Annotated in this window: 10 protein-coding genes; 2 read left to right on the plus strand and 8 right to left on the minus strand. The window is 70.7% G+C overall.

Translation table 11 applies throughout. The features are described from left to right. Positions 1–309: 309 nt before the first annotated feature. The 7 genes from pstB to mshD all read right to left on the minus strand — a co-directional run bounded on the left by pstB (position 310) and on the right by mshD (position 9,277). Positions 310–1,086: a phosphate ABC transporter ATP-binding protein PstB gene (gene pstB / locus AAT21_RS21500; protein WP_046778612.1), complete on the minus strand. Its 777-nt coding sequence runs from the start codon at positions 1,084–1,086 to the stop codon at positions 310–312. 28 nt (positions 1,087–1,114) lie between these two features. Next, a complete protein-coding gene (gene pstA / locus AAT21_RS21505) occupies positions 1,115–2,194 on the minus strand; it encodes a phosphate ABC transporter permease PstA (protein WP_046778613.1) in 1,080 nt (359 codons plus the stop codon). Next, positions 2,194–3,183, minus strand: a complete 990-nt coding sequence (pstC, locus tag AAT21_RS21510; RefSeq protein ID WP_046778614.1) for a phosphate ABC transporter permease subunit PstC — start codon at positions 3,181–3,183, stop codon at positions 2,194–2,196. The genes pstA and pstC overlap by 1 nt, the downstream gene beginning before the upstream one ends. A 141-nt stretch (positions 3,184–3,324) precedes the next feature. Beyond that, the gene (gene pstS, locus AAT21_RS21515) at positions 3,325–4,461 is read right to left on the minus strand and encodes a phosphate ABC transporter substrate-binding protein PstS (protein ID WP_046778615.1); all 1,137 of its coding nucleotides are present in this window, start codon (positions 4,459–4,461) and stop codon (positions 3,325–3,327) included. 248 nt (positions 4,462–4,709) lie between these two features. Further along, the gene (locus AAT21_RS21520; RefSeq protein ID WP_046778616.1) at positions 4,710–5,687 is read right to left on the minus strand and encodes a CHAD domain-containing protein; all 978 of its coding nucleotides are present in this window, start codon (positions 5,685–5,687) and stop codon (positions 4,710–4,712) included. Continuing rightward, on the minus strand, positions 5,668–7,983 hold the full coding sequence (locus tag AAT21_RS21525) for an RNA degradosome polyphosphate kinase (protein ID WP_200904444.1): 2,316 nt from the start codon (positions 7,981–7,983) through the stop codon (positions 5,668–5,670). Before AAT21_RS21525 ends, AAT21_RS21520 begins: the two co-directional genes overlap by 20 nt. 367 nt (positions 7,984–8,350) lie before the next feature. After that, positions 8,351–9,277, minus strand: a complete 927-nt coding sequence (gene mshD, locus AAT21_RS21530) for a mycothiol synthase (protein WP_046778617.1) — start codon at positions 9,275–9,277, stop codon at positions 8,351–8,353. A gap of 172 nt (positions 9,278–9,449) precedes the next feature. Here mshD and AAT21_RS21535 point away from each other — a divergent pair, with 172 nt between their 5' ends. Continuing rightward, entirely contained in the window at positions 9,450–11,267 is a 1,818-nt protein-coding gene (locus AAT21_RS21535; RefSeq protein WP_046778618.1) for a bifunctional metallophosphatase/5'-nucleotidase, read from the plus strand. A gap of 97 nt (positions 11,268–11,364) precedes the next feature. Here AAT21_RS21535 and AAT21_RS21540 read toward each other — a convergent pair whose 3' ends face one another. After that, positions 11,365–12,150, minus strand: a complete 786-nt coding sequence (locus AAT21_RS21540; protein WP_046778619.1) for an alpha/beta fold hydrolase — start codon at positions 12,148–12,150, stop codon at positions 11,365–11,367. 135 nt (positions 12,151–12,285) lie between these two features. Between AAT21_RS21540 and AAT21_RS21545 the strand changes: the two genes are divergently transcribed. Then, positions 12,286–12,855: a TetR/AcrR family transcriptional regulator gene (locus AAT21_RS21545; protein ID WP_046778620.1), complete on the plus strand. Its 570-nt coding sequence runs from the start codon at positions 12,286–12,288 to the stop codon at positions 12,853–12,855. The last annotated feature ends 59 nt before the right edge of the window (positions 12,856–12,914 follow it).

A 12,914-nucleotide genomic window follows, 5' to 3' on the forward strand; every position in this document is an offset into this window, starting at 1 on the left:
GCGGCTCTGGTTGCCGCGGTCAGCTTCTGGATCGTGAACCTGGCCTTCGGCTAGTGGTGCCGCCCCGTGCTGGGGGTCCGGGGGCGTCCCCGGGTGATGCAGTATCACCATGCCGGCCGCGGCTCTGGTTGCCGCGGTCAGCTTCTGGATCGTGAACCTGGCCTTCGGCCAGCAGTTACGTGCCCGCGGTGCGCCGCGGGAACGAAAGCGGGCCGGCTCCCCCCACCCAGGGGGAGCCGGCCCTCTTTTCTTTCTTCCGTCCCGCGGCGGCACCGCCATGCAGCACCGCGGGACGTCTCGCACATCTCTTTAGCCGAAGCGGCCGGAGATGTAGTCCTCGGTCGCCTGCACGGACGGGTTCGAGAAGATCCGGTCCGTGTCGTCGATCTCGATGAGCTTGCCGGGCTGGCCGACCGCCGCGAGGTTGAAGAAGGCGGTCCGGTCGGAGACGCGGGCGGCCTGCTGCATGTTGTGCGTCACGATGACGATCGTGAAGCGCTCCTTGAGCTCGCCGATCAGGTCCTCGATCGCCAGGGTGGAGATCGGGTCCAGGGCCGAGCAGGGCTCGTCCATCAGCAGGACCTGGGGCTCGACCGCGATGGCGCGGGCGATGCACAGACGCTGCTGCTGACCGCCGGAGAGGCCGGAGCCGGGCTTGTTCAGGCGGTCCTTGACCTCGTTCCAGAGGTTGGCGCCCTGGAGGGACCGCTCGACGATGTCGCCGAGCTCGGACTTCTTGAAGTTGCCGTTCAGCCGCAGGCCCGCCGCCACGTTGTCGAAGATCGACATGGTGGGGAAGGGGTTCGGGCGCTGGAAGACCATGCCGACCGTGCGGCGGACCGCCACCGGGTCGACGCCGGCGCCGTACAGGTTCTCGTCGTCCAGCATCACCTTGCCCTCGACGCGGCCGCCGGGGGTGACCTCGTGCATGCGGTTCAGGGTGCGCAGGAAGGTCGACTTGCCGCAGCCGGAGGGGCCGATGAAGGCCGTCACCGAGCGGGGTTCGACGGTCATCGAGATGTCGTCGATGGCCTTGTGGGTGCCGTAGAAGGCGGACAGTCCGCTGACGTCGATTCGCTTCGCCATGGGGTCACTTCGCTTTCATACAGTCGCGTCAGCGACCGGTCTTCGGGGCCTTCCAGCGGGCGATGCCGCGGGCCACCAGATTGAGGATCATGACGAAGGCGATCAGGACGAGCGCTGCGGCCCATGCCCGGTCGTAGGAGGCGTCACTGCCGACCTTGTACTGCTCCCAAATGTAGAGGGGGAGCGAGGACTGGGCGCCTTCGAAGGGGTTGCCGTTGATCAGCTGGGAGCCGAAGACCAGCAGCATGATCGGGGCGGTCTCGCCGGCGATGCGGGCGACGGCCAGCATCAGGCCGGTGGAGATGCCGCCGATGGCGGTGGGGAGGACGACCTTGAGGATCACGCGCCACTTCGGCACACCGAGGGCGAGGGCGGCCTCGCGCAGCTCGTTCGGGACGAGCTTGAGCATCTCCTCGGTGGAGCGGACCACGACCGGCATCATCAGGATCGACAGGGCCATCGCCCCGGCGAAGCCGGAGGGGCCGAAGCCGAGCATCAGGTTCCAGGTCGTCAGGATGAACAGACCCGCGACGATGGACGGGATGCCGGTCATGACGTCGACGAAGAACGTCACGGCCTTGGCGAGGCTGCCCTTGCCGTACTCGACCAGGTAGACGGCGGTCAGCAGGCCGATCGGGGCCGCGATCAGGGTGGCCAGGGCGATCTGCTCGATGGTGCCGAGCAGCGCGTGGTAGACGCCGCCGCCCTCGTCGAAGCTGGTCACGCCGTTCATCGAGTGGGTGAGGAAGTCGCCGGTGAGGACCTCCACGCCGCGGCTGACGGTGGTCCAGATCAGCGAGAGCAGCGGGATCACCGCGAGGACGAAGGAGACCCACACGACTGAGGTCGCGATGCGGTCCTTGGCCTGGCGGCGGTTCTCGATCACCGCGCTGGCGGTGTAGGTGATCGCGAGGAACAGGAGGGCCGCGATCAGACCCCACTGGATCTCGCTCTGGAGGCCGAAGGCGAGGCCGATGCCGCTGCCGAGGGCGATCGAGAGGACCGCGATGCCGGCCGGGGCCCAGCGGGGCAGGCCGCCTCGGGTGAGGCTGGTGGGAGCGGCGGACCGGGAGGCCTGGGGTCGCTGGTCCTGGAGTGCGTGGCTCATCAGGCGTTCGCCCCCGAGAAGTCCTTGCGGCGAGCGATGATCAGGCGAGCTGCACCGTTGACCAGCAGGGTGAGCAGGAAGAGGACGAGACCGGAGGCGATCAGCGCGTCCCGGCCGAACTCGTTGGCCTCGTCGAACTTCGCGGCGATGTTCTGCGCGAAGGTGCCGCCACCCGGGTTCAGGATGTGGCCGGAGATCAGGAAGCTCGGGGAGAGAACGGTCGCGACGGCCATGGTCTCGCCGAGGGCGCGGCCGAGGCCGAGCATCGAGGCGGAGATGACGCCGGAGCGGCCGAAGGGCAGCACCGACATCCGGATGACCTCCCAGCGGGTCGCGCCGAGGGCCAGGGCGGCCTCCTCGTTCATGCGCGGGACCTGGAGGAAGACCTCACGGCTGACACTGGTCACGATCGGCAGGATCATGATCGCGAGCAGGATGCCGACGGTGAAGAGCGAGCGGGCGACGCCGACCTGGGTCTTGTCGAAGACGTAGGTCCAGCCCAGGTACTCGTCGAGCCAGAGGTTCAGGCCGTTCAGCTGCGGAACGAGGAAGAGGGCGCCCCAGATGCCGTAGATGATCGACGGTACGGCGGCCAGCAGGTCGACCACGTAGGCGATCGGCGCGGCCAGCCTGCGCGGCGCGTAGTGCGAGATGAACAGGGCGATGCCGACAGCGATCGGAACCGCGATGGCCATCGCGATGACCGAGCTGACGACGGTGCCGAAGAGCAGGACGGCGATGCCGAAGACGGGCGGGTTGGCCGACGCGTTCCAGTCGAAGGTGGTGAGGAAGTTCCCCTCGTTCTCCGACAGGGCGATCGTGGCGCGGTAGGTGAGGAAGGCGGCGATCGACGCCATGATCACCAGGAGCAGGATGCCGGATCCCTTGGAGAGCCCGGCGAAGATCTTGTCGCCGGCGCGGCCGGTGGACCTTCCGCTCTTGGCGACAGGCGGAGCCGTGTCTATCTGGGTGGGTGTGGTGGAAGCCATGGTCTTTCCGGTCTGTGTGGGGGGCGAGCCCCCTGGCGGCGGTGCACCGGATTCCCCCGGGTGGAGGGGAAGTGTCTCCGGGGCCGGCCCGCCCGGTCCCCGGACGGGGGGAGAGGGCGGACCGGGCCTCGGAGCTCAGGACTAGCCCAGCGAGTTGATGACCTCGCGGACCTTGGCGTTGATCTCGGCCGGGATCGGCGCGTAGCCGTTGTCGAGGAGGACCTTCTGGCCCGCGTCGGAGGCGGCGTAGTTCAGGAAGGACTTCACGGTCGGCAGGGTCTCCGCCTTGTTGCCCTTGTCGCAGACGATCTCGTAGGTCACCAGGACGAGCGGGTAGGCGCCCTCGGCCTTGGTGGTGTAGTCGAGCTTCAGGGCCAGGTCGGAGCCGGTGCCGGAGACCTTGGCGGCGGCGATGGCCTTGGAGGCGTTCTCGCCGGTGGCCGGGACCGGGGCGGCTGCGCCCGTGTTGAGGTCGACGGTCTTGATGCCCTGGGCGCTGGCGAAGGAGAGCTCGAAGTAGCCGATCGCGCCGTCCACCTGCTTGACCTGCGCGGCGACACCGGCGGAGCCGGAGGCGGCCTGGCCGCCGGGGGCGGCCCACTTCTTCGCGGCCTCGTGCGGCCAGGCGTCGGGGGCGGCGGCCTTGAGGTACTTGGTGATGTTCTCGGTGGTGCCCGAGTCGTCGGAGCGGTGGAAGGCCTGGATGGCGGTGGAGGGAAGCGTGACCCCGGGGTTCAGCTTCTTGATCGCCTCGTCGTCCCACTTCTTGATCTTGTCGTTGAAGATGTTGGCGATCGTGGCGGCGTCCAGGTTCAGCTTGTCCACGCCGGCGACGTTGAAGCCGAGGGCGACGGGGCCGCCGACCATCGGCAGGTCGATGCCCTGGCCGCCGGTGCAGATCTTCTTCGACTCCTCGACCTGCTCCGGCTTCAGCGCCGAGTCGGAGCCGGCGAAACCGACCGTGCCCTGGTTGAAGGCGACGATGCCCTCACCGGAGGAGGAGGACTTGTAGTTCACCTCGACGCCGGAGCAGGCGGCCATGTAGTTCTTGATCCACAGCTCGACCGCGTTCTTCTGCGCGGAGGAGCCGGAGGCGAGCAGCTTGCCCTTGGCGCCGTCGCACTTGATGTCGCCGGCGGCCGGGGCGGCGGCCTTGGTGGCGCCGTCGCCGGTCTTGGTGTTGTCGTCCGAGCCGCACGCCGTGAGGACCAGGGCGCCGGACACGACAAGCGCACCGAGGGCGGAGGCACGAAGCATGTTCTTGCGCTGAAGCTTCACTTTCGGGTGTTCCTTCCAGAAGCCGCCGGCCGCTTTCCGTTCGTACCGGGCGGCGTGCGAAGAGGACTACGTCGGGTGCCCGGGCGGGCCGCTCCCTCCGTGGGCCGGCCTTCTCCGTGCACGACCGAAATTAGGCAGAACAGGTGAAGCAGCCGACCGGCCCGAGTGAACGGACGGTGAACCGTGGCGGACGACCCGGTGCGTTCCGGCGCGTCCGCCCACGGGGGCCATCATCCGTTATCCCGCCGTTATCGCGGTGTGACCGCGGGCTCCCTCAGCCACAGGTGCTGGAAGTCCGCCCGGGCCGCCTCGACCTCATGACGCTGGTCGGCGTGCAGAACTCCTAAAGCGTAGGCCGTGGCCGGGGCGATACGCGGGGTACGGGCCGCGGTGGCGGAGGCGGCGGCGGCCTCGGCGGCGTCCCGGTGGCGGTCCAGGGCCTCGCCCGCGGCCGCGGGCCGGCTCACGTCCTCGCCGAGGACCTCCCGCGCGTACCGGTGGATCCGCAGGAGGCGGCGTACCTCGTGCCAGAGGCCGTCGTGGTCGGCGTCGTACGGGCTCGGGGCCGTCTCACGGGCACCCGTCGGCGGCAGCGCCGCCACCGCTGCCGACAGTCGGGTTTCGGCCACTGCCGCGAGGGGGACGAGGACCTCCCCGACCCGCCCGCGGGCCGCGACCGCGTCGAGCGGGACCTCGGAGGCCAGCACCGCCACCGCGTCCGCCACCGCGTGGAAGCGGGACGAGCCGAGCGCCTGGAGGGTGGCCGAGTGGGCGCGGGTACGGGCGAGGGTCAGCTGCCGGTCCAGCAGCGCGCCCGCGCGCGCCGAGCCCACCGTCAGCGCGCCGGCCGAGCCGCGCGGCGCCGGGAGCCCGGGGGACCCCGACAGCCGGTGCAGCGCGTCCGTGAGCCGGGACAGCCGGGCGGCGTACGCGTGCTCGTCCGCCAGCGTCGAGGACAGCCACACCAGCTCGGTGCGCAGGCCGTCCGCCCACGACGACTCGGTCACCACCCGGAACGTGGCCAGTGATCCGCTGATGCGGCGCGCGGCCCCCCGCAGGCTGCGCGCCGCACCGCTGCTCTCCGCGGCGTCGGCCCCGCTCACGGCGCTCGGACCGTACTGACGCAGGGCGCGCAGGAACGCCGTGGCCTGCGAACGCAGGTACGTGCCCAGCACGTCACCTGCGTCCGGCTCTCCCGCCTGCGGGTTACGGTTTTGCTGAGCCACGCCGGCGCCTCCGGGCGTCTATGAGCGTCTCCTGTACGTGCCGCAGCGGCTGGCCGTCCGCGTCCGTGCTGTGCCGTGTCCATTCACCGTCCGGGCCCAGGTGCCAGGAGGAGGTGGCGTCGGACATCCCGGTCTCCAGCATCCGGTCCAGTGCCGCGCGGTGGGCCGGGTCGGCGACCCTGACCAGTGCCTCGATACGGCGGTCGAGGTTGCGGTGCATCATGTCGGCGCTGCCGATCCACACCTCGGGCTCGCCGCCGTTGCCGAAGGCGAAGACCCGGGAGTGCTCCAGGAAACGGCCGAGGACCGAACGGACCCGGATGTTGTCCGAGAGCCCCGGGACTCCCGGGCGCACCGCGCAGATGCCGCGCACCCAGATGTCGACGGGCACGCCCGTCTGGGAGGCCCGGTAGAGCGAGTCGATCAGGGCCTCGTCGACGATCGAGTTCATCTTCAGGCGCACGTACGCGGGGCGGCCTGCCTTGTGGTGGGCGGCCTCCTTGTCGATGCGCGCGATCAGTCCGTCGCGCAGCGAGCGGGGGGCCACCAGCAGGCGGCGGTAGGTCTCGCGGCGGGAGTAGCCGGAGAGCCGGTTGAAGAGGTCGGAGAGGTCCGCGCCGACCTGCGGGTCGGCGGTGAGCAGGCCGAGGTCCTCGTATAGCCGGGCCGTCTTGGGGTGGTAGTTGCCGGTGCCCACGTGGGAGTAGCGGCGCAGGGTGTCGCCCTCCTGGCGGACGACGAGCGACAGCTTGCAGTGGGTCTTGAGGCCGACGAGCCCGTAGACGACGTGGCAGCCGGACTCCTCCAGCTTGCGCGCCCACTTGATGTTGGCCTGTTCGTCGAAGCGAGCCTTGATCTCGACGAGTACGAGGACCTGCTTGCCGGAGTCGGCGGCGTCGATCAGGGCGTCCACGATCGGGGAGTCGCCGGAGGTGCGGTAGAGCGTCTGCTTGATGGCGAGGACGTCCGGGTCGGCGGCGGCCTGCTCCAGGAAGGCCTGCACGGAGGTGGAGAAGGAGTCGTACGGGTGGTGCAGCAGCACGTCCCGCTCGCGCAGCGCGGCGAAGATGTCGGGCGCGTGCGCGGACTCGACCTCGGCGAGGTCGCGGTGGGTGCCGGCGACGAACTTCGGGTACTTCAGCTCCGGGATGTCCAGCGAGGCGATCCCGAAGAGGGCGGTCAGGTCGAGCGGCCCGGGCAGCGGGTACACCTCGGAGGCGTTGACGTTCAGCTCCTGCACGAGGAGGTCCAGGACGCCGGGGTCGATGGACTCCTCGACCTCCAGGCGCACGGGCGGGCCGAAGCGGCGCCGCATGAGCTCCTTCTCCAGGGCCTGGAGCAGGTTCTCGGCGTCGTCCTCCTCCACCTCCAGGTCCTCGTTGCGGGTCACGCGGAACATGTGGTGCGCGAGCACCTCCATGCCGGGGAACAGCTCCTCCAGGTGCGCGGCGATGACGTCCTCCAGCGGGACGTAGCGCTGCGGGGAGGCCTCCAGGAAGCGGGAGAGGATCGGCGGGACCTTGACCCGGGCGAAGTGGCGGTGGCCGCTGACGGGGTTGCGCACGACGACGGCCAGGTTGAGGGAGAGGCCGGAGATGTACGGGAAGGGGTGCGCGGGGTCCACGGCCAGCGGGGTCAGCACGGGGAAGATCTGGTTCCGGAACAGCGTGAAGAGGCGGGCCTGCTCCTTCTCGGTGAGGTCCGGCCAGCGGATGAGGTGGATGCCCTCCTCGGCCAGCGCCGGGGAGATGTCCTGCTGGAAGCAGGCGGCGTGGCGGGCCATGAGTTCGCGCGAGCGCGTCCAGATGAGGTCCAGCACCTCGCGGGGCTGCAGGCCGGAGGCCGATCGGGTGGCGACACCCGTCGCGATGCGCCGTTTGAGGCCGGCCACGCGGACCATGAAGAACTCGTCGAGGTTGCTCGCGAAGATCGCCAGGAAGTTGGCGCGCTCCAGCAGCGGGGTCGTCGGGTCCTCGGCGAGCTCCAGCACCCGCTCGTTGAAGGCGAGCCAGCTGCGCTCCCGGTCGAGGAAGCGGCCCGGGGGCAGTTCCCCGCCGTCCTTGTCGTCGTAGGCGTCCAGGTCGGCGTCGAGGTCGGGGTCGAGGCCTAGGTGCGGGCGGTGCGCGGCGATGGAGCCTATGCGGGCGTGGGCCGCGGCGCCGGTGGCCTGGGCGCCGGCCTTGCCGGTGTCCTTGCCGGTGTCCTTGTCCGTGGGCTCGCCGGTTGCGGAGGCGGACGTGTGGGACGGGTGCTGTGCGGGGACCTCGGTGGGGCCGGCGCTGGGCTTGTGACTCATGACTCCATTCTTCCGCGCAAGCGGCAGGACAGGCGCGTCGGAGGCGTCGGCCGTCGGCCGGAGTCGGGGCTGCATTGGGGGAGGGTCGCAAGCGCGTCTGAATGCCCGGTTAATGGCGCATGGCTTCCCGGCTCCGGCTGGCGCACGAGTCGTTCCCGGAGGGGCGCGGGTGGTGTGCCGGTGCGGCGCCGTTGCCGGGGGCGCCGCCCCCGGACCCCCGCGCCTCAAAACGCCGGCGGGGCTGCATGAGGCGGCGGGGCTCAATGAGGCGGCGAGGCTGCATGAGGCGGCGGGGCTGATGGGGGCGGCGGGGCTGACGTGAGGCGGCGGGGTCGGGTGGGGCGGCTGGGCCCGGGGCTTGTGCGGGTCAGCTTTCCGTGCGGTACATCAGGTCGACCTCGTGGGTGGTGAAGCCGAGGCCGCTGTACACGGCGAGGGCCGCCGGGTTGTCGGCGTCGACGTAGAGCATGGCCGTCGGCAGGCCCTGGGCCGCCAGGTGCTGGAGGCCGATCGCGGTGAGCGCCTTGCCGAGCCCGCCGCCCTGCGCACCCGGGAGGACGCCGACCACGTAGACCTCGCCGAGCTGTTCCGCCTCGTGGACCTTCGTCCAGTGGAAGCCGACGAGCTCGCCGTCGCGCTCGGCGAGGAAGAAGCCCTTGGCGTCGAACCAGGGCTGCGCGATGCGGTCGTCGAGGTCACGCTGGGTGAGCGAGCCCTGCTCGGGGTGGTGGGCGAAGGCGGCCGCGTTCGCCGCGAGCCAGGCCGCGTCGTCGGTGCCGGGCAGGAAGGTCCGCACCGTCACACCGGGCGGGAGCACCGGCTCGGCGAGCGGGGGCCCCTCGGCCAGGGGCCGGCGCAGCTGGCGGAGCTCGCGGAAGAGGGTCAGGCCGAGCACCTGGGCGAGGTGCCGGGCGGCCGACTTGCCGCCATGGGCCCATACCCGCAGCCGTTTGCCGGAGGCGGCCAGCAGGGCCATCCCCATCGCCCGGCCGTGGCCGCGGCCGCGCAGCGCCGGGTGCACGACGAGCTCGGCGGCCGGTGCCTCCACCGGGTCGGTGTCCTCCAGTTGCCCGTACGCGGCGAGCCGGCCGCCGTCGGTGAGCAGGAAGTGCCGGATGCCCGCGCGCGGTCCGCCGCGCAGCTGGAGCCTTCCCTGTTCGGACACGGCGGTGGTGCCGTCCGTACGCGCCGCGTCCTCGATCAGATCGAGGACGGCGTCGACCTGTTCCCCCGTCAGCTCGTCGAGGGTCTCAATCTGCCGTCCCGGCTCCAGGGCCGCGCTTGCGTCAGTCATGGAACGAGCCTACGACCGTCCCGGCCGCCGAGCGGAGAGCGGCCGCAGGGTCGGTTTCCTTCTTCTGCGTGTAACCAACGCGATACCCGTTACCCCCTGGTAGAGCTACGCGCGTTGACCATAGGCTTCGGCGGACCTCCCGAGCAGTATCGCTGTCCACAAAGGGGACTAAATGTCAGCGACGCCACAACGGCACCGCCGAAACCGCCGGTTGACCTTCACCGCCCTCGCCGTCACGGCCGGGGCCGGCGCGATGGTCGCCGCCGCACTGCCGGCCGGGGCCGCGAGTGGTGGCGGTGCGGCCAAGAGCCGGACCGTCGATGTGCAGATGCTGTCGTTCAACGACTTCCACGGCACCCTGGAGCCCCCGCAGGGCTCCTCCGGCAACGTGACCGAGCGTCAGGCCGACGGCACCACCAAGGCCATACCCGCGGGCGGGGTCGAGTACCTCGCGACCGCCCTGCGCGAGGCCCGCAAGGGCCACGAGTACTCCGTCACCGCGGCGGCCGGCGACATGATCGGCGGCAGCCCGATGCTGTCCGGTCTCTTCCACGACGAGCCGAGCATCGAGGCGCTGAACAAGCTGGGGCTGAACGTCTCCAGCGTCGGCAACCACGAGTTCGACGAGGGCAAGGCCGAGCTGCGCCGCATGGCGTACGGCGGCTGCCACCCGGTCGAGGGCTGCTACGAGTTCGGCAAGGAGTTCACGGGCTCGACCTTCCAGTACCTCGCCGCGAACGTCACCGACGAGAAGACCAAGCGCCCCCTGATGTCGCCCACCTACGTGTGGAAGAAGGGCGACGTGAAGATCGGCTTCATCGGCGTCACCCTGGAGGGCACTCCGGACGTCGTGACCGCCGAGGGCGTCAAGGGCCTCAAGTTCGGCGACGAGATCGAGACGATCAACAAGTACGCCGCCGAGCTGAACAAGCAGGGCGTGAAGTCCATCGTCGCGCTGATCCACGAGGGCGGTCTGCCCGCGAGCGGCGCGTACAACTACGACTGTGACGTCCCGGGCGCCGGCGCCGGCATCTCGGGCGCGATCGTGGACATCGCCAAGAACGTCGACGCCAAGGTCGACGCGCTGGTCACGGGCCACACGCACCAGGCCTACGCCTGCAACATCCCCGACCCGGCGGGCAACCCGCGCGCGGTGACCTCGGCGGCCTCCATCGGCCGTCTGTACACGGACACCACGCTCACCTACGACCGGCAGACCAAGGACATCGTCCGTACGCCGGTCAGCTCGCCCAAGCCGGTCAACAAGGTCGTCACCCGGGACCAGCCCAAGGCCCCGGACATGACCGAGCTGATCCAGCGCTGGAACGCCCTGGCGGCCCCGATCGCCAACCGCCCGCAGGGCTTCATCTCGGCCGACATCCCGGGCCGCGGCTCGGCGGAGCCCGAGAAGCCCCTCGGTGACCTGATCGCCGATGCCCAGCTGGAGGCGCTCGCCCCGGCGGACAAGGGCGGCGCGCAGCTGGCCATCATGAACCCGGGCGGTATCCGCTCGGACCTCGCCTACAAGGCCTCGGGGTCCGAGGGCGACGGTGTGGTGACCTACGGCGAGTCCTTCACGGTCCAGCCGTTCACCAACATGATGAACATCGTGGACCTGACCGGCGCGCAGCTGATCACCGCGCTCCAGCAGCAGGTCAGCGGCCCGGTCAACGGCGTGAGCCCGAAGATCCTGCAGGTGTCGAAGGGCTTCACCTACACCCTCGACATGACGAAGGCGGGCGCCGACCGCATCGTCGTGGACTCGGTCCGGCTCAACGGTGAGGCGATCGACCCCGCCAAGACCTACCGGGTCGCGATGAACGAGTTCCTCGCGGGCGGCGGTGACGGCTTCACCGTCCTGAAGGAGCACAAGAACAAGCTGGTGGGCGCGTCCGACCTGGACTGCTTCAACGCCTACCTGACGAAGAACTCCTCGGCGTCCTCGCCGATCGCCCCGCCGGCGGCGAACCGGATCACCGTCATCAAGTAGTACGCGCGCACAGCACGCCCGAAGGGGCGGCGGGCCCACCGGCCCGCCGCCCCTTCGGCGTTCCCGTGCACCCCCGTGGCGCGGGGACGGGTGCGGATCAGAGGGTCGCCAGGAAGCTCCCGACGGCCTTGTGGAAGCCGTCCGGGTCCGTGAACGGCACGAAGTGGTCGCCGTCGAGGGGCGTGTACGCGGTCTTCGGGCGCCGGGCGACCATCGCGTCGGCGACGGGCCGGGTCAGCGCCAGGCTGCCGGTGCCGTGGATCAGCAGGGCCGGGCAGGTGCTCGCGAGCCAGGTCTCCCAGTGCTCGCCGGCGCAGGCGTGGATGGAGTCGAGCATGTCCTGCGGGTGGTACGCGAGGCGCCAGCCGGTGCCGTCCGGGAGGGGGCGCAGCCCGTCGGCGACGAAGGGCGCGGCCGGTCCGGCGGCGGCGAGGAGTTCCTCGCGGGTGGGGGCGGTGGCGGGCAGGCCCTGGAGGAAGTCGAACCAGTTCGGGCCGTCGGGGATGCGGATCTCGACGGTGGCGTCGACGCCGACGAGTGCGGAGATCCGGTCGGGGTGGGCGGCGGCGAGGTGGTAGGCGTTGAGGCCGCCGAGGGAGTAGCCGAGGAGGGCCACGGGGGCGTCGAGGCCGAGGTGGTCGAGGAGGGCGACGGCGTCGGATACGTACCCCTCGCGGCGGTAGTGCGGGGCCCGGTCGGAGCTGCCGTGGCCGCGCTGGTCGGGGGCGACGACCCGCCAGGCGTCACCGAGGTGCGCGGCGAGCCCGGCGAAGGCGAGGCCTTCGGACAGGCCGCCGTGCAGGGCGAGCAACGGGCGGCCGGAGCCGCCGGAGTCCACGTAGGACAGGGTGCGGTCGTCGATCTTCATCTGGTGGCGCCGCATGGCGGTCCTCCCCGTTTCGTCGATCTTCCGACCTTCCGATCTGCCGGTGACTGAACCCTGCCAGGATTTGGGCAAGTGCGCAATACGAGCGTGTAGGGCGGTTGCCCAAAATGCGGCGGCGGCTACGATCCGGGCATGGGAAATCGCGAGGACCTGCTGGCCGGAGCCCGGCGCTGCCTGGAGGAGAAGGGCTATCTGCGGACGACCGTGCGCGACATCGCCACGGCCGCGGAGGTGAGCATGGCGGCGATCGGCTACCACTTCGGATCGCGTGAGGCGCTGCTCAACCAGGCGCTGTTCGCCGCGATGGAGGAGTGGGCGGCGGGCTCCGGCCGGCTGGCCGGCGAGGGTGCGACCGCGGGGGAGCGCTACGCCGACACCTGGGATCGCAAGATCCGGGACTTCGCCGAGATGCGCTGGCTCTGGCTGGCCTCCGTCGAGGCCTTCGTGCACGCGCAGTCCTCGCCCGAACTGCTCGCGATCCTGGCCGAGGGGCAGCGCCGCAACCGCCGGATGGTGGCCGCTGTGCTGCGGGGGGTGCCGGAGGCGGAGGTGACGGAGGAGGACGTACGCTCCCTCGGCTCGTTGCACATCGCGCTGCTGAGCGGGGTGATGGTGCAGACCCTCACCGATCCCGAGCAGGCGCCGGACGGCCGGGAGCTGCTCCGGGGGCTGCGCGAGATGGTCGGACTCCTCAAGGACTGAGTGCGGGCTGTTCGCCGACCGAGCCCTACCGATGGGTAGCAAAGCTGACGTGTGCACGC

The sequence above is a fragment of the Streptomyces yangpuensis genome (assembly GCF_001005295.1).
Taxonomy (GTDB): domain Bacteria; phylum Actinomycetota; class Actinomycetes; order Streptomycetales; family Streptomycetaceae; genus Streptomyces; species Streptomyces yangpuensis.